This window comes from Enterococcus sp. DIV0840 (genome assembly GCF_050527835.1).
GTDB classification, from domain to species: domain Bacteria; phylum Bacillota; class Bacilli; order Lactobacillales; family Enterococcaceae; genus Enterococcus_L; species Enterococcus_L ureasiticus.
The window spans coordinates 1769503-1786954 of the sequence record NZ_CP172876.1 but is presented as its reverse complement, the minus strand read 5'-3'; the positions used below and the strand labels follow the sequence as shown (position 1 = coordinate 1786954).

The window sequence follows — 17452 nt, the reverse complement described above, 5'->3', positions numbered from 1 at the left end:
ATTCATGAAAAATATTCAAGCAGTTGCTTTTTTTGATTTAGATGGAACATTACTGAACAACAAGTCACAAATTACCCCTGAGATAACGGCGGCTATCAGCGCATTAAAAGCCAACAATGTCTTACCGATGATCGCAACTGGACGAACTATTGTAGAAATTGAGCATATTATGAAAGACAGCGGTATCGACTCGGCCATCGTTATGAATGGACAGTTTATCCAAGTTGAAGGAAAAAAAGTTTATTCTGATGAGTTTACCTATGAAGAATGCCTAAAAATGTATGAACACGTCAAAAGTTTAGGTCACGAAATTTCCTATTATAATGACCAACAAATTTGGTGTTCTGGACACAGTGAGATCCTAACTAACGCATATGCCTTTATCCATTCGGATGTTCCTGTAATCGATCGATCCAGCTTAAAAGATAAGACCGTTAATATGATGTTAGTCTTGTCTGAAGATGGTGATGAGCATTATCTGAAACATTTTCCAGAAATGACCTTTTATCGTAATGGACCTTATTCGATCGATACTGTCAGAAAAGGTGTTTCTAAAGGTACTGGTGTTAAAAATCTATTCAAGACTTTGGATTTACCATCTGTTCCTACTTTTGCTTTTGGTGATGGGATCAACGATTTGGCTTTGTTTGAAGCTTGCGATAATAAAATCGCTATGGGCAATGCCAGAGCCGAGCTAAAAGAACGAGCAAGTTTTATCACCAAGAAAAATAGTGATGGCGGAATCATTCATGCCTTAAAGCACTTTAATTTGATTTAGTATTTTCGTTTTTAAAAGTAAAATAAAAAATCCCACTTCTTATTTAGAAGATGGGATTTCTTTTTTATGTCTTTTTTGATGAACACAGATAACGGTTCCTGTCACTTGAATCAGTAAGAGAAAAAGTAAAATAGCACTTAATCCTATATGTCCCTGATCGAATGTCCTTTTTAACAATACAAGTAAAATCAGACTGCTTACTGAATAAAGTGACCATTGTTTATCCATAATATCTAGACCCCTTTGGTTTGTTATCTATAAGGATAGGACTTTTAATTAGAAAATGCAAGGAACTTTTAGGTATCTGTGAAGTTTCCTACAATTTTTTAGTGTTTCTTTATAATTCTAAGGAAATTCTAAACATTGCGACTCTAAACTTTTTCAATGTAAACTACTCTATCATTTCAAACAGCTTCAAAAAATGATACACTGATTTTACTGTAACTTTATTGTAAGGAGTTTTTAGTCCATGGATGAAAAGAAACAATCAACGATACAACTTATTTTAGATACGTGCTTAATGGCGGGTAAAATTATGACTGAAAGTGGTTCTGAAGTTTATCGCGTTGAAGATACAATGAATCGAATTGCTGAAAATGCTGGTCAAAAAGAAAGCGTTAGTTACGTTACTGCAACTGGTCTTTTTATGGGGTTTCGATCTAGTAATTATACCCAATTAGAAAATGTGACTGAACGAAGTATCAACTTAGAAAAAGTAGCGATCGTTAATAGCCTTTCGCGGAAATTTGCCGAGAAAGAAATTTCTTTAGAAGAATTAAATCTAAAGCTTGCCAATATCAATCATGAAGCACCAACTTATTCTGTTCCCTTGCAAATAGTTGCAGCAGGAATTGTCAGTTGCACGTTGATGTATATTTTTGGAGGGAATTGGCATGATTTTTTAGCTACCTTTTTCATTGGAATGATTGGTTTTAGTGTAGCTTATTTCACTAAGAATTGGCTCAATATCAAATTTTTAGATGATTTTTTAGCAGCTTTCACAATTGGTTTATTGGCCTATTTAGCAGTGAGATTCCATCTAGCTGGAAATATCGATAATATTATTATCGGCGCTGTTATGCCGCTTGTCCCTGGTGTTGCTATCACCAATTCGTTTAGGGATATCTTGGCCGGACATTTATTAAGCGGAACAGCACGTGCAACCGAAGCGATATTTGTTGCTGGATCCATCGGAATTGGCATTGCGATTGTATTTAAACTATTTATGTAAGGAGAAATGAATGTGGAAGTTGTTATTCATTGTTTGTTTAGCTATCTGAGTACGGTCACTTTCGGGATTGTTACTAATGTTCCTAGAAAAGTTTTGAATGTTTGTGGTCTCACTGGTGCTGTTGGCTGGATGATCTACTGGTCTACTAAAAACCTAGAAGCTGGTGCGATATTTGCTAATTTTTTTGGTGCGATCGGAATTGGTTTACTGAGTATCTATTTTTCACGTAGAAAAAAAATGCCGATGACGATTTTTAATATACCTAGCCTCGTTCCCTTAGTCCCTGGTGGACCTGCTTATCAAGCGGTTAGAAGTATTGTTTTAGGTGATTATGTCAGTGGGATACATTTTATCATTAAAGTAATCATGACAGCAGGCGCAATTGCAGCTGGTTTTATGGTGACGGGAATTGTTGAACGTCTGTTGAAAAATTTATTGGACAAAAATAAAACTGTACTTAAAGATTCTGAATAAAAAAGATTGATCTAGTAATTTTTACTGGATCAATCTTTTTGTATTTAATCAATTGAGATTTCTTCAACTTCTTCTTCAAAAAACAACAATAAATCTTGTAAAGTCAACTTTTCTTTTTCGGCTTTATTTAAATCTTTGATGATTTGGCCTTTTTGTAAAACGATCAAACGATCGCCATAATGTAAAGCATCCTCCATGCGGTGAGTGATCATTAAACAAGTCAACTGACCTTCTTTGATTCGTTGGTCTGTCAGCTGCATCAATTGTTTGGACGTTTTTGGATCTAGAGCGGCTGTATGCTCATCTAAAAGCAGTAATTCAGGTTTAGATAATGTCGCCATTAATAAACTCAACGCCTGTCGTTGACCTCCAGATAAGTTTCCAGTTGGTGTATCCAGATGATTTTCTAAGCCGTTTCCGACTTCACTGCAAATTTTTGTAAAAAAGGCTCTTTCTTCGTTCAATTTACGTAAGCGTAAACCACGTCTTTTTCCCCGATATAGTGCTAAAAGTAAATTCTCAGCAACGGTCATTCTTGGTGCGGTCCCCATTTTTGGATCTTGGAAAACACGAGATAAATATTTTGCTCTTTTTTCTTCGGAATATGTCGTAATATTCTGATCGTTGATAAACAAATCACCTTCGCTCAATGTTACGGTACCGGCAATACTGTTAAACAAGGTGCTTTTACCCGCACCGTTACCACCTAAAACAGTGACAAATTCACCTTGAGAAATTGTCAAATTCACATGATTTAAAATCATTTTTGTTTCATTCAATCCATTATCGATACGTTTTGTTGCATTTTTAAGCTCTAAAACTGTGCTCATTTCTCAACCTCCTTTTGTGGTAAAAAGTGTAGATTCAACGCCTTTTTCAATTGCGGAATCATTAAACATGCAGCTAAGATCACGGCTGAAAAGATTTTTAAATAGGTTGTGTCGAATCCAAGTTTGATGACCAATAGAATAAGTAATTGATAAATAATACTCCCAACAACAATAGCTACTGAGCGCTCCGAAAAAGTCAACTCTCCAAACAAAACTTCACCAATGATGATTGAGGCCAATCCGATAACGATCACACCGGTTCCTTTGTTGACATCTGCATACCCATCATTTTGAGCGATTAATGCACCTGACAAAGCGATCACACCATTTGATAACGTCAGACCTAATATCTTCATAGAATCTGTTTTAATTCCGATCGATCGCGCCATATGCTCATTGTCTCCAGTTGCAATATACGCTTGACCTAAATTTGTATTAAAGAAAAATAGTAATAAACTAATGATGATCGCTAAAAAAATCACGCCTAAAAATACAATATCATAATAGTCAGGTAAATTTAGTTGTAAAAAGAAATCTTGAATTTTAGGTTTATTCAACAAAGATAAATTTGGTGTCTGCATTACATAAAGAATAACGGAATTCAAACCCGACATGACCAAAATCCCTGCTAATATTACTGGGATTTTTCCTTTTGTAAAGAGTAATCCGGTAACAAGCCCTGCACACATACCTGCCAAAACGCCTAATAAAGTTGCTAAAATCGGGTGAATTCCTGAAGTGATAGCCGTAACACAAACTGCTCCTCCGAGTGGAAACGAACCTTCTGTCGTCATATCTGGAAAATTTAAAATACGATACGTCATGAAAATCCCTAATCCTAATATTGCCCATAACATTCCTTGTCCAATTGCTGAAACTATCATGTGATCCTCTCCCTGTGTTTAGTCTATAATTTTTGCTTTAGATTTGATATTTTCAGGAATTGAAATCCCTAATTTCTCTGCTTGTTTTTGATTAATGATGATGTCCCCTGTTTTAAACGTATAAATGGGTGTTGTTGCAGGTTTGGCTTCTCCTGATAAAATATCTGCGGCCATCTTACCCGTTTGAACGCCTAACTCAAATTGATTGATTCCCACTGTCGCAAGTCCACCTTGTTCAACCATTGTATCGACGGATGGAATGATTGGGGTCTTTGTTTTGTTAGCTTCACTAACTACGGTTTGCATCGCGTTAGCTATTGTATTGTCTGTTGGAATATAAATAAAATCCACTTCGCTGGTCATTACTTGAACGGTTTGCGCGATTTCATTACTGGAAGGTACTGCAAATGTTTTTACAGTCAACCCTTTCTTTTCAGCAACTCTTTTTGCCTCTTCAACTTGATATTTGGAATTTTCTTCTGATGAAGCATACAAGATTCCGACTTTTTTACCTTTAGGCAAGATTTCCGTCGCTAAATCAAACTGAGCAGCTACCGGCGATTTATCACTTACGCCAGTAATGTTACCACCTGGCTTTTGATTGTCTTTAACAAGGCCTGCACTAACTGGATCGGTTATTGCACCAAGGATAATCGGTATTTCTGATGTTGTATTAGCAAGTGCTTGAGCGGCTGGTGTAGCGATCCCGATCAAAACATCAGATTTTTTTTCTTGTACTAATTGTTGACTCATAGTGGCTAGCTTACTTTGATCGGCTTGGCCGTTTTGAAAAGCAATTCGTATATTTTTCCCGTCTTCATATCCTTTTTCTTTCAAACCGGCTTGAATCCCTTTATATATTTGATCTAAAGCAGGATGACTAACAAATTGTAATACACCAACGGTTGGTAGTTTTTGTTTTACTGTTTCTTTCTTTTCTATGAAAAATGATGCAAACAAAAATAAAACAATAATTGCTACAACGACTGATAAACGATTTTTTCTCATGTTTTTTCTCTCCCTCTTACCAAATTGACAATTTTAAACAAAAAAACAACGACAAATCCTAAAAAGGAGCGGTCGTTGTTTATAAACAAAAACCACATAGAATACTCATCTATGCGGTCAAAAATTCATCTTGAATAAGCCGACATAGATACAAAATTTAGAATTTGTCTTCTAAAGTTGTATCTATGAGAGTATCATACATACAACTATCTACGCCAGTTTTGCCATGAATTATTCAATTCTTTGATTGGTTTTGATAGTCTGTTCATGTAATCACTCCTATAGTTTTTCTGTTGAAATCAGTTTACACTAAAAAGAATTTGTTCGTCAAGTCTAAAAATGGTCCAAACAGAGATTATTTTGAATTTTACTTTTGCTTTTGAGCTTTTTTTAAACGTCTGCGGTAACTCCAACTATCTTTATTTTCTTTAAAAGGATAAAAATCTAAACTTGTAAACATTTTTTGAGACGCTTTATTCCAATTAAATATTTCACTGACTGTAATAAAATCTCTACCCATTTTTTTGGATTTATAAATAAAATATTTGGTGACCATTCGCCCAATATGTCGGTTACGAAATGCTCGATCGATCACGATTGCGTAGTCATCTTCTGCTAACCAGACATCGCCGATTATTTGAGGATGCTTGCCACTGTTATATTCAATGTAATAAAGTAAGCCATGTTCATTTTGCCACTCGTACATTTGTTGAATCTGTTCTTTTGTGTAAGTGGTCTTGGTTCCTACAATGCTACGCATACTTTCTGGATCTTGATACCATTTTAAGGACTCTTTACGAATCTTATCAAAAGGAATCAAACGAACGTTTTCAGTTATTCGGACTTTTTTTGACCTATTACGATTGAAAGAGGACTCAGTATTAGTCCGAGTCCTCTTTTTTACTAAATCTGTCGCCAAAGTCCGCCATTTAGCACTTGTCACGTCGTTCACTTCTTACGTAAACACGCTGCACTCTAGGTTTAGTTATAAAAAGTCCCAATAAACTGAATAGAATAAATTCTCTCATATCAAGCCCTTCTTTCTTTATTGTGCTACTGAATCAGCTTCTGCTGATTGTTCTAACGTTGGTTCTTGTTCATCAGTCACTTGTTCAGCTGTTGTTTCTGTTGTTGACTGAGTTGAATCAGAAGTAGGTGTTGGTGCTGATGATGGTGCTGGCGGCTGAATACTCTCAGATACACTAGACAATGGCAACTGATTTAAAGCTGGGATGAGCATCGTTTTTGTATCGAAACTTTGATCAATAGAAATTCTATTTTTCTCTTTTCCGTTCTCAAAAAAGACGATCGTTACTTCATTCTTTTTGATTTTATATTTTTTTTCGATTTTCTCTACATCATAAACCATTGGGTAGATATAAATGCTATGATTAAAATCCTTCATTTGCTTAGGATCTTTTAATACATCAATGATATTTCCATAGGTTTTTCCACTTGGTACTGAAAATAAAACAGTCATTGCAGTCTTTTCAGTGATTTCGTTGTCTGCTGTTTTTGCATCTAAATAATTTGCTTTTTTTGCTAGTTTTTCTTGGTTTACTAAAGATTTAATTTCGGAAGCTCGAATATTAGCCTGTACTTTAGGTACTACTATGAATAGACTTATAATAAATAGAACAATTACAACTAAAATAATAGCAGAAAGCTTTTTCTGTCTATTTATAGATGCCACAAAGTCATCTTTAACGTCAATAAAATTTTTCTTCATTTCATTTCTCCTCTACTACTTATAGTCCTATTATACAAGTAGTTCATTCCTTTGCCTAGTATAACAAATATTGCCCCATTTGTTTTTAATAAAAAATAGAATATTTTTCATTTACTCATATATAAATATTAAAAAACAATAATAACTAGTGATTTTTTATCCTGTTGACAAAATAAAGACCCTAGCCTATACTTTCATTAATGATGAATAAATTAAAATACGATGAAAAGAAGAGTACTGTTTTTAGAAAATTGATGAGAGAGTCTCGGTAGCTGAAAAGAGATAATTTGAAAAAGCAGGAAGATGGTCTTTTCGTAAATGTTAGGGTGCGCCCATTATAGCGTTAAGGTATCAGTCAAAATGATTTATACCTATCGAGAAAAATCTTGTGAGAGATTTTTGAATTAAAGGTGGTAACACGTTCAGTCGTCCTTTACTTTTGCAAAAAAGTATTGGGCTTTTTTTGTATTTTTTACAAATCTGACTAAAAAATGGAGGAATGATTATGCCAAACAACAAGCAAAAGATCCCTTTCCGGTATGATATCGTAGGTAGTTTTTTAAGACCTGAATCTTTGAAAAAAGCACGCGCTGCTTTCACTGATGGGGATATTTCTAAGGAAGAACTAACAACAGCTGAAGATCAAGCAATCATTGAGCTGATCGAGAAACAAAAGAAGGCTGGGCTTCACGCTGTGACTGATGGTGAATTTCGTCGCCGCTGGTGGCATTTAGACTTTATTGCAGGGTTAAACGGCATCACTGTTTATGATTTTCAAACAACTGCTTTTGGTATTACTACAGATGCTCAAGGAACCAATGTTAGCGGACCTTTGTCTTTTTCAAAAGAACATCCTTTTCTTGAACATTTTCGTTTTACTCAAAAACACGCGGCACCTATTTTAGCTAAACAAACAATTCCTGGACCCAATATGATTTTTCTAGATTCACTGATTTTATCAAAAGAATACAACGAGAATCCTGTTTATACTTCTTTAGAAGTATTCAAAGAAGATTTAGTCAAAACATATCAAGATGCAATCCAAGCTTTCTATGATGCCGGTTGTCGTTACTTACAATTAGATGACACAAGCTGGGGTGGATTGTTTGATGACCGCTTCCGTGAGATGATCAAGAATAATGGGTTGGATGCTGATCAATTGCTAAATGATTTCCAAGAAGTAACCGAAAAAGCTTTAGCAAACAAGCCTACTGACCTTGCTGTTACTTTCCATTTTTGTAAAGGTAATTTCCAATCACATTGGCTTTATAACGGCTCATATGAAACAATTGCTAAAAATTTATTTTCTATTGATGCATTTGATGGTTTCTTTTTAGAATACGATGATGAACGATCGGGAGGTTTTGAACCGTTGGCAGACTTGAAGGATCAACGTATCGTCCTAGGATTGGTTACGACTAAAAATGGTCTGCTTGAAGAGTCCTCGATCATTGAAAAGCGAATCAAAGAAGCGAGCAAATTTGTTCCTTTAGATCAGATTTGTTTGTCCCCTCAATGCGGTTTTGCATCAACGCCTGAAGGAAATCACTTGACTGAGAACGATCAATGGAAGAAAATTAATCTAGTAAAAACGATTGCTAAAAATATTTGGCAAGATGCATAAAATAAAAAGGAGGCAACAACATGACAAAAATTAAAGAGATTCCATTTCGCTATGATCAGGTAGGTAGTTTTCTAAGACCTGAAGCATTAAAAAAAGCTAGAGAGCAATTTGGAAATAATACAATATCCGCAGAGGAATTAAAAAACGCTGAAGATCAAGCCATTATTGAATTGATCAATAAGCAAGTGGAAAATGGCTTGAAAGCCGTAACGGATGGTGAATTTCGTCGCAGTTGGTGGCATTTAGATTTTCTCTGGGGCTTAAACGGTGTTGAGCAAGTAATTCCTGAGCGCGGCTATCAATTTAATGAAGTGGAAACAAGAGCTGCTTCTTATCAAATTTCAGATAAGGTTACGTTCAATCCAAATCATCCATTTTTTGAGGCTTTTACTTTTCTGAATGAGCATACTCCAGAAGGAATTTTAGCTAAAACAACGATCCCTTCTCCAACGCTACTTTTTAACCGTAAAAGTGATACCTTTACCTATGAAAGTTACTCAGATGAGAATGTCTTTATCGATGATTTGGCTAAGGCCTACCATCAAACGATTCTAAAATTCTACGATTTGGGTTGTCGCTATCTCCAACTGGATGATACTTCTTGGGGAATGTATACGGGTTTTATCGAAAATGCTAAAACCGAAGAAGAAATCAAACATTGGCAACAACAATGCGAGGCTGGCGTAACTGTAGTAAATCAATTGCTTAAAGATTTACCTGAGGATCTAACTATCACAATGCATGTTTGTCGAGGGAATTATAAATCTGACTGGGCGATTGCTGGTCCTTACGATCATGTTGCCGCTTATTTAGCGCAATTGAACATTGATGGCTATTTCTTAGAATATGATGATGATCGTTCGGGTGGATTTGAGCCATTAGCCCAAATCTATAAAAACGGTCCTGCTAAAAAAGTTGTTCTTGGTTTAGTAACTTCTAAGTTTCCTAAATTGGAATCAGAAGATAGTTTAATAAAACGAATTACTGAGGCTACGTCCTTTATCCCGTTAGAAAATCTATGTCTTTCTCCTCAATGCGGATTCGCTTCTACTGAAGAAGGCAATTACTTAACAGAAGAGGAACAATGGGCCAAAGTAAGACTAGTGGTTGATACAGCTAAAGTAGTCTGGAAAGATGCTTAAATAAAAACAAGAAGCGGAGTCTACTCTCGCTTCTTGTTTTTATTTTATCGATTGACTGAACGTGCCATTCGATTGATCGTATGACGCATTCCACGAATCGCTACAGACATTTCATAAATATTCTCAACTGGCGCAAGTCCGCCATAACCAGCATCACCGATATGTTGAATGTCTACTCCGCAAATTTTATTGATCAATGCAATTTGGCGAATCGTTTCTTTGTTTGCACTTTCTTGACTAGTACCAATTGCTGACATTGTTAATAAATTATATTTTTTTGCAATTGCTACAGCTGCTTTCATATCTTCTTCTGCAAATCCCTGGACCGTTCCAACTGCTGGCAATAATAGAATATCTGCACCCGCTTTTGCATAAGCTTCGACAGCCTCAGTCGACACTACTGGCTCATCTGACCCTGCACTGTGCATTTTCCCAGCAATAATCAGCCCAGAGAAATTTTCTTTTGCGATTTTAACCGCTTTGGCAATTTCTAAATTGGTTACACCTGTCCCTGGATTTCCAGTTAAACAAATAAAATCGATGCCCATTTCTTCTGCTTTTTGAATCGTTTCTTTAGAACTTGTACGGCCACGACTTATGGCTAACTTGTCACTAAACATGGCCGATGATTCATCCACTGGTTCTAAATTTACCCCAATCGGACGTCCAACTAACTCTTTTAAAATAGGGATTGGGTTGATTTTATTTTTTTCTGGATTCTGCCAATACGACATAACCTCTTCCATTGACATACCTGGAATCCCTTGTACGATTGGATTAAAACAGTCAAAAACATTTAATAAAATCAAATCTGCTCCAAATGCCGCAGCCACTTCTGCATTACTGATGTCGCCAGCTTGAGGTGACGCTATAACGACATTTTCAGACAAAATCGTCCGACCTTCACTCGCCTTAATCGACTGTTTCAATTCCTCCGCTGTCATTTTTGCTACTTCACTGTAACTCGCACTGATTAATCTTTTTACCATATCCGTTCCCCCTTGTTGAAAAGCTACTCTTATTATACTAAAAAACATAGGAAAGCGCAGTCATTTACTAAATAGATTCATCAATTTCACATTCTCAAGCTTTTATTTCCCACTTCCTTTATAAATAAAAAGAACTCCGTTATAATAGTATTATTATGTATATAGAATTGAGGGATGTTTATGTCATTTGATGGCGTATTTACTCATGCAATGGTCTCTGAATTGTCCGAGACTTTAGCCACAGGCCGAATTTCAAAAATTCATCAGCCTTATGAAAATGAAATTATTTTAGTTATCCGCACTAAAGGGAAAAATCATAAATTACTTTTATCGGCTCACCCAAGTTACGCTCGGGTTCAACTGACCGAAATCGCTTATGCTAATCCTGATACACCGCCAAATTTTGTTATGATGTTGCGAAAGTTTTTAGAAGGTGCCATTTTAGAACAGATTCATCAAATTGATAATGATCGAGTGATCCACTTTACTTTCACTAAAAGAGATGAACTTGGGGATCTACAAAATATCGTTCTTATCGTTGAATTGATGGGCAGACACAGTACGATTGTTTTGGTAAATAAAGAAAACGGGAAAATTTTAGATGCGATCAAACATATCGGTAGCTCTCAAAACAGTTACCGCTCTTTACTACCTGGTGTTGAATATATCGATCCACCAAAACAAGATCAGCAAAATCCATTCTTATCAACTAAAGAAAAAGTCTTTGAAATCCTTTCAAAAACAAATGAAATCAACGGGAAGTATTTACAAAGTCAATTTCAGGGGTTAGGAAAAGATACAGCTGACGAGATAGCTTTTCGTTTGAACGAACGTCCTAACGAAAAAATGCTCGTTTGGCAGTCATTTTGGACTTCTATTGAACATGAAATTGCACCAACTTTAACATTAACAGAGAAGAAAGAATTCTTTACCCCTCTTCCCTTTGCGTCTCTTGAAGGAAAACAAGAAAACTTTGTGAATCTTAGCGAATTACTAGATGCCTTTTATGGTGGAAAAGCTGAAAAAGACCGCGTTAAACAACAAGGTGGCGAGCTAATCCATAAAATTGAAAACGAACTAAAACGAAATCAAAGTAAAGTTGTAAAACTCCAACAAACATTAGCAGACACAGAACATGCAGAAAACTATCGTCGCGACGGTGAACTTTTAACAACATTTATGGCTCAAGTTCCAAAAGGTGCTGAATTCGTTGAACTGCCAAATTATTACGAAGAAGATCAGTTATTAAAAATAAAATTAAATCCAGCTCTCACACCAAATCAAAATGCGCAAAAATATTTTCAAAAATATCAAAAACTAAAAAATGCGGTCAAGGTTGTTCATGGCCAAATTGAACAAGCTAATCAGGAAATCAGCTATTTAGAATCTGTTCTATCACAATTAGAAATCGCGGGTCCGATGGATATCCAGATGATTCGTGAGGAATTGATCGAACAAGGATATGTCAAAAATCGCGGTGCTAAAAAACAGAAACAACCCAAAAAAAGCAAACCAGAAGAATTCTACTCAACAGACGGTAGCCTGATCCTTGTCGGCCGTAATAATCTACAAAATGATCAGCTGACGCTTAAAACAGCTAAAAAGACAGATATTTGGCTGCATGCAAAAGATATCCCTGGCTCTCATGTGATCATCAAAAATACCGATCCGTCTAACGAAACATTATTGGAAGCCGCTAATCTTGCCACTTATTATTCTAAATATCGCTTATCTGCCCAAGTTCCAGTTGATTATGTTCAAGTAAAACACGTTCATAAGCCCAATGGCGCTAAACCAGGATATGTCATTTATGAAAATCAAAAAACGATTTATGTTACTCCAGATGAGCAATTACTTGAAACGCTAAAAACGAACACGCCTCATTAGGAGGTATGTTCGTTTTTTTTAATCACGAGCAACCATCGCTCGTTTTACTAATTTGTTCGATACATCAGAAATAATGTCATTTGCTGAAACACCTTCCAACAAAGGTTTTTTAAGCGTCATATAAAAAATATATTTAGGGTCTTCCGTTGGTGTGATTGTAACAACCGAATGCAAATATTCTTGCGTTTGATAACTACCATTTTCAAAGAATTCTGCTGTACCCGTTTTAGCAGAAACATTCAATCCTTCAATTGCATATTCTTTTCCCATGCCATATCTCGTATCAACTGTAACATCTTTCATATATTCTAAGACTTTCTTAGCTGTTTCACTTGAAATTGGTGTTCCTACTATTTCTGGTTCAGTAATTGTTTCTTCGCCAGTTGAAGAAACAACTTTACTGATGATATTAGGTTTTAACATCTTTCCACCGTTGGCAATAGCTGTATAAGCTTGTAACATTTGTAAGTGAGTAACAGAAATCCCTTGACCATAAGACGTCATTGCTCTGTCGACTGTTGTTTTATTCTGGATTTCTCCAGCAGCTTCGCCAGCTAAACCAAAATTTGTACTTTGACCAAAACCAAATTTTTTAAGATATTCTTGCCACAAATCAGGCATTCGTTCTTGCAGTGTCACCATTCCAACATTACTTGACCATGCCAGACCTTGTCTAAACGTCATGTTCCCGTCACCCACGCCGTTGTTCCAATCGTTGATCGTTGCATCGTCGACCTTGATACTCCCTGAGGCAAACTGTTCACTTTCGTTGAATTTATTTTCTTCGATCGCACTGGCCACCATCATACTTTTCATTGTTGAACCTGGTTCATAGACATCTTCTACAAGAATATTACTCCAGCGTGCAGTGTTAGGGTCATCTAACCCTTTTTTTGTATCTAATGCAAAAGATGGACGTTGAGAAGTTGCTAAGATGTTACCCGTTTTTGCTTCCATCAAAGTGGCAGTGATATGTTCTGGCTGATATTTTTGCGTTGTATCGTCCAATAGTTCTTCTAGATAAGATTGTAGATTGCTATCTAATGTTGTATAGACATCACTTCCATCAACACGTTTTTTTTCCTTCACACTTCCAGGTTTTACATCACCAAATGCCGAGTTTTTCTCATAACTACGAGAACCATTTTTACCAGATAACGTATCATCATAAGCCTCTTCGATCCCCATTACACCCTGTTCATTGCCTTTGTCATCTTGATTAGTATAACCAATAAAGTAAGAGGCAAAATTGCCAACTTGATAGGCACGTTTTTTTTCTTCTCTAAAATAAATCCCTGAAATCTTTTTCTTATCTAGTTCTTCTTGTATATTTCGTTTCGTTTCAAAACTCAAATTTTTTCCATTTGTTCCAAATTCAACCGTTGTAACAGGCTCTCCTGCTTCATTTACACTAGGTTTTAATTGCTTTAATGTCATCTCTTTATCTATTTTTACATGCTTTTCAAAGATTTCGGCAATTGTCGCCCAATCTTTTTCCTGTACATAAAGTTTTTTACCTTCTAAATCAGTATAGTTTTCATCTAAAATAGCATATAGCGAAAATGCGCTCGAATCCTCGACTAATACATTGCCATCTTTATCAAAAATTGATCCTCGTTTTGCTTCCAGTGTCTCATGAACTTCATACAGCTCTTTTGTCTTTTCAGCAAGAGAAGTTCCGGCAACTTTACCTGTAAGCAAAATATATGAAAATCGGATTGTAAATAGCAAAAAAATCAAAATAGCCAAAAATAAAACAATGACGCCAACTCGTTTCCGATTTTTAGTTGTTGATAGGTTACGACTACTAATTATATCTTTTAATTTTTTCATTCTAGCTTATCTCCAAATTGAGTTTTTATATTCATCTCTGTTTAAAAGTCTGGATTGATGCACAGTCTTTTAGAGAATGATTTCCTTTTATTTTACCTCTTTTGTGCACTGACTTTCTGCTTCTGATTCGCTTCTTAAAAAAAAATTAGAGTATTGAAATAACACATTTAACCTTTCAATTTAGGGTTTCTATAGTCGAGCCCCTCTTTTAAAAATAAGTCTTCATAATAATATTCTTTTTCTTTCAAAATTCGGATTTTTTTCTTCATTTTCGCGAGTTCCATCTCTGCATTTTCTCGTTGATTTGTAATTAGTTTTGAACGTTCTTCCATAGTAGAATTCCCAACTTCACAAAGGTCTACATAACGTTTAACTTCAGATAATCTCATTCCAGTTGTTCTTAAAGCTTGTACAATTCTTACCCAATCCAAATCTTCAGTTGAAAATTGACGTATATTGTACTCATTTCTTATCACGTGAGGAAATAGTCCTTGATTTTCATAAAAGCGTAAAGTATGTGGAGAAATATCCATTTTTTGTGCTACTTCTTTAACTGTATACAATAGAATCCTCTTCTTTCTATTTGACTGAGTGGAACTCTCAAGGTTTATAGTTTCATTGTACCATGAGAAGGCACTTATAAATTAGGTGTCTTTAACAAAATTTTTAGGAGGAAAAAATATGGCAAACAATGAAAAAGTCTGGTTCTTAACTGGAGCCTAGACAGGATTTGGAAAAGCACTCACGTTAAAATTACTAGAACACCATTATCGCGTGGTCGCTACTGCACGCAATCCTCAAGATGTTGAAAGTTATTTGACAAATGAAACGGATGTGTTGATAATCCCTTTGGATGTAACGAAAAAAGAACAAGTCAAACAAGCTGTAAGTCGCGCAATTGAGTATTTCGGTCAAATAGATGTTCTAGTAAACAATGCTGGAATAGGTTATTTTTCTTCAATTGAAGAAGCAGATGAACAAGAAACAAGGAATCTTTTTGATATTAATTTCTTTGGATTAGCTAGCGTTACAAGTGAAGTTTTACCTTTAATGAGAAAGGCGAATACTGGGCATATTTTAAATATCTCTTCGGTTGGCGGTCTTGTTGCGTTCCCTGGTTTCGGTTATTATCATGCTAGTAAGTTTGCCCTTGAAGGCTACTCAGAATCACTTTATCAAGAAGTAATGCCTCTTGGAATCCATGTAACGTTAATTGAACCTGGCGATTTTACAACTGATTTTGCTGGACGTTCTGCCAAAGAAAATACAACAACTATTTCGGATTATAATCAATCTGCAGGAAAAAGCATCCGTGGACTTAGGCAATTGAGTGAACACCAGCCAGGTAATCCAGAATTAGCTGCTGAAGCAATGATTAAAATCACTGAAAGTTCAATGGAGCCACCTCTTAGATTACTATTAGGAAGTGATGCGTATAAACATGCAACCAAAAAAATCGATGCCTCTAAAACAAGTATTGAAACATGGAAACAATTGACTCTGACGACGGATCACTGATGATTTAACTATTAAACTAAAAAATAAGAACATAACTCAACCTTCCCCTGAGTTATGTTCTTTATTGTTTTATTTTTTTCTTGCCACGTGGACTTTCAATTGCTTGCCTTTGATCGTTCGTTCTTTCATTGCTTGAATAACCAGTTGGCCTTTTCCATTTAAGATATCAACGTATGTCACATTCTCTTGAATGGTAATAATCCCTATATCTTCTGATGTGATGCCTTCAATTTTTGAAATAGTTCCTACAAAATCAAGTGCTCTTAATTTCTTTTTCTTACCGCCATTGAAATAAACTTTTGTGATTTCTTCATTTACACGCTTAGCCTTTTGCTGCTTTGGTTTTTGCTTTGTTGTTATTTTCTTTTCAAACTCAGATTTATTTCTTGCTACTTGCTTAGCATTTGGTAACGTGATCCGTGTCATTGTCAACTCACCAAATGATTCGATTTCTTTTTTTAATGACTCTTCTTTTGACGTTACAAAAGTTAGCGCAAACCCTTCTTTGCCAGCACGTCCTGTTCTTCCTACACGGTGAATATAGCTTTCTTTTTCAAAAGGTACATCTAAATTAATGACATGCGTGATATTTTCGATATCAATACCACGGGCTGCTACATCTGTCGCCACTAGATAACGAAACTTACCTTTTCTAAAAGCATCCATTACTTCAAAACGGTCCTCTTGCATCATACCACCATGTAATTTACCAACTGGATATCCAGCTTTGACCAAGAAATCATATGTGTCGTTGACTTTTTCTTGTGTGTTCCCGAAGATAATACATGTGTCCGGATTTTCAACGATTGTTACTGCCTCTAACGCAGCTAATTTATTTTCTTCTGTTACATCTAAAAAAGCATGTTGGATTTTAGGCGTTGTTTTTTCTGTCGCTTCGATTTTTACAACAACAGGTTCACGCAGATATGAGCTGCTCATTTTTTCAATTGTTTTTGGCATCGTTGCAGAAAACAATAATGTGTTTTTAGCTTCAGGTAATGCTGCGATAATCTCCTTTACTTGCTCAATAAACCCCATATTCAGCATTTCATCTGCTTCATCAATCACTAAACAGTTGATTTTTTCAAGCGGGAGCGTTCCTTTTATTATATGATCTAGTACTCGACCAGGCGTTCCCACAACGATATGACTTTTTTGCTTTAATTCCGATTTTTGTTTAACATACGAAGCTTTTCCATAAACTGCCGTTGCTTTTATTCGTTTATACCGGCCAATATTGATTAGATCTTCTTGCACTTGTTGTGCTAACTCTCTTGTTGGTTCTAAAACAAGGACTTGTGGTTTATTTTCTGCCCAGTCGACTTTTTCACAAAGCGGGATACCAAAACTGGCTGTTTTACCACTACCCGTCTGTGACTGAACTAAGACATCTTTTCCATCCAAAACAGCTGGAATCACAGCTTGTTGGACTGGTGTTGGTGTTTCATAGCCTAAATCTGAAATGGCTTCTAAGATAACATCACTTATTGGATAGGTATTGAAGTTTATTTTATTCATTGTTTCC

General features: G+C 35.7%; 16 protein-coding genes and 1 pseudogene. 7 read left to right on the top strand and 10 right to left on the bottom strand.

Annotated features, from left to right (window positions below; genetic code table 11):
- The first annotated feature begins 4 nt into the window (after positions 1–4).
- Entirely contained in the window at positions 5–778 is a 774-nt protein-coding gene (locus IGL98_RS08505) for a Cof-type HAD-IIB family hydrolase (protein ID WP_206842340.1), read from the top strand.
- A gap of 39 nt (positions 779–817) precedes the next feature.
- On the opposite strand, the gene IGL98_RS08500 is transcribed toward IGL98_RS08505, so the two are convergent.
- Complete coding sequence (locus IGL98_RS08500; RefSeq protein ID WP_025869055.1) at positions 818–1006, bottom strand: hypothetical protein; 189 nt, start codon at positions 1004–1006, stop codon at positions 818–820.
- A gap of 241 nt (positions 1007–1247) precedes the next feature.
- Between IGL98_RS08500 and IGL98_RS08495 the strand changes: the two genes are divergently transcribed.
- Complete coding sequence (locus IGL98_RS08495; RefSeq protein ID WP_206842339.1) at positions 1248–2009, top strand: threonine/serine exporter family protein; 762 nt, start codon at positions 1248–1250, stop codon at positions 2007–2009.
- Between the two features lie 12 nt (positions 2010–2021).
- Positions 2022–2483, top strand: coding sequence for a threonine/serine exporter family protein (locus IGL98_RS08490; RefSeq protein ID WP_206842338.1), 462 nt, complete (start codon positions 2022–2024; stop codon positions 2481–2483).
- Between the two features lie 44 nt (positions 2484–2527).
- Here the strand turns inward: IGL98_RS08490 and IGL98_RS08485 are convergent, their stop codons facing one another.
- The 5 genes from IGL98_RS08485 to IGL98_RS08465 all read right to left on the bottom strand — a co-directional run bounded on the left by IGL98_RS08485 (position 2528) and on the right by IGL98_RS08465 (position 6934).
- The gene (locus tag IGL98_RS08485) at positions 2528–3313 is read right to left on the bottom strand and encodes an ABC transporter ATP-binding protein (protein WP_206842337.1); all 786 of its coding nucleotides are present in this window, start codon (positions 3311–3313) and stop codon (positions 2528–2530) included.
- Complete coding sequence (locus IGL98_RS08480) at positions 3310–4197, bottom strand: ABC transporter permease (protein ID WP_206912123.1); 888 nt, start codon at positions 4195–4197, stop codon at positions 3310–3312. Before IGL98_RS08480 ends, IGL98_RS08485 begins: the two co-directional genes overlap by 4 nt.
- Before the next feature lie 18 nt (positions 4198–4215).
- The gene (trpX, locus tag IGL98_RS08475; RefSeq protein WP_069644601.1) at positions 4216–5205 is read right to left on the bottom strand and encodes a tryptophan ABC transporter substrate-binding protein; all 990 of its coding nucleotides are present in this window, start codon (positions 5203–5205) and stop codon (positions 4216–4218) included.
- A gap of 367 nt (positions 5206–5572) precedes the next feature.
- Positions 5573–6148: a GNAT family N-acetyltransferase gene (locus IGL98_RS08470; protein WP_206842334.1), complete on the bottom strand. Its 576-nt coding sequence runs from the start codon at positions 6146–6148 to the stop codon at positions 5573–5575.
- 102 nt (positions 6149–6250) lie between these two features.
- Positions 6251–6934: a hypothetical protein gene (locus tag IGL98_RS08465; RefSeq protein ID WP_206842332.1), complete on the bottom strand. Its 684-nt coding sequence runs from the start codon at positions 6932–6934 to the stop codon at positions 6251–6253.
- Positions 6935–7439: 505 nt separating this feature from the next.
- On the opposite strand from IGL98_RS08465, the gene IGL98_RS08460 reads away from it, so the two are divergent.
- Entirely contained in the window at positions 7440–8558 is a 1119-nt protein-coding gene (locus IGL98_RS08460) for a 5-methyltetrahydropteroyltriglutamate--homocysteine S-methyltransferase (protein ID WP_206912122.1), read from the top strand.
- Positions 8559–8578: 20 nt separating this feature from the next.
- Positions 8579–9700 carry a 5-methyltetrahydropteroyltriglutamate--homocysteine S-methyltransferase gene (locus IGL98_RS08455; protein WP_206842330.1) on the top strand — a complete coding sequence of 374 codons (1122 nt, stop codon included), beginning with the start codon at positions 8579–8581 and terminating at the stop codon, positions 9698–9700.
- A 44-nt stretch (positions 9701–9744) separates the two neighbouring features.
- Here the strand turns inward: IGL98_RS08455 and IGL98_RS08450 are convergent, their stop codons facing one another.
- The gene (locus IGL98_RS08450) at positions 9745–10689 is read right to left on the bottom strand and encodes a haloacid dehalogenase-like hydrolase (RefSeq protein ID WP_206842329.1); all 945 of its coding nucleotides are present in this window, start codon (positions 10687–10689) and stop codon (positions 9745–9747) included.
- 180 nt (positions 10690–10869) lie between these two features.
- Here IGL98_RS08450 and efbA point away from each other — a divergent pair, with 180 nt between their 5' ends.
- Complete coding sequence (gene efbA / locus IGL98_RS08445) at positions 10870–12576, top strand: fibronectin-binding protein EfbA (RefSeq protein ID WP_206912121.1); 1707 nt, start codon at positions 10870–10872, stop codon at positions 12574–12576.
- A gap of 18 nt (positions 12577–12594) precedes the next feature.
- Here the strand turns inward: efbA and IGL98_RS08440 are convergent, their stop codons facing one another.
- Together IGL98_RS08440 and IGL98_RS08435 are read right to left on the bottom strand one after the other, a co-directional pair.
- A complete protein-coding gene (locus tag IGL98_RS08440; protein WP_206842327.1) occupies positions 12595–14409 on the bottom strand; it encodes a penicillin-binding transpeptidase domain-containing protein in 1815 nt (604 codons plus the stop codon).
- A gap of 167 nt (positions 14410–14576) precedes the next feature.
- Positions 14577–14972, bottom strand: coding sequence for a MerR family transcriptional regulator (locus IGL98_RS08435; RefSeq protein WP_206912120.1), 396 nt, complete (start codon positions 14970–14972; stop codon positions 14577–14579).
- Positions 14973–15144: 172 nt separating this feature from the next.
- On the opposite strand from IGL98_RS08435, the pseudogene IGL98_RS08430 reads away from it, so the two are divergent.
- Positions 15145–15927, top strand: a pseudogene (locus tag IGL98_RS08430) (oxidoreductase); the annotation flags it as partial.
- Between the two features lie 69 nt (positions 15928–15996).
- Here the strand turns inward: IGL98_RS08430 and IGL98_RS08425 are convergent.
- The gene (locus tag IGL98_RS08425; RefSeq protein ID WP_206842324.1) at positions 15997–17445 is read right to left on the bottom strand and encodes a DEAD/DEAH box helicase; all 1449 of its coding nucleotides are present in this window, start codon (positions 17443–17445) and stop codon (positions 15997–15999) included.
- Positions 17446–17452: the final 7 nt, after the last annotated feature.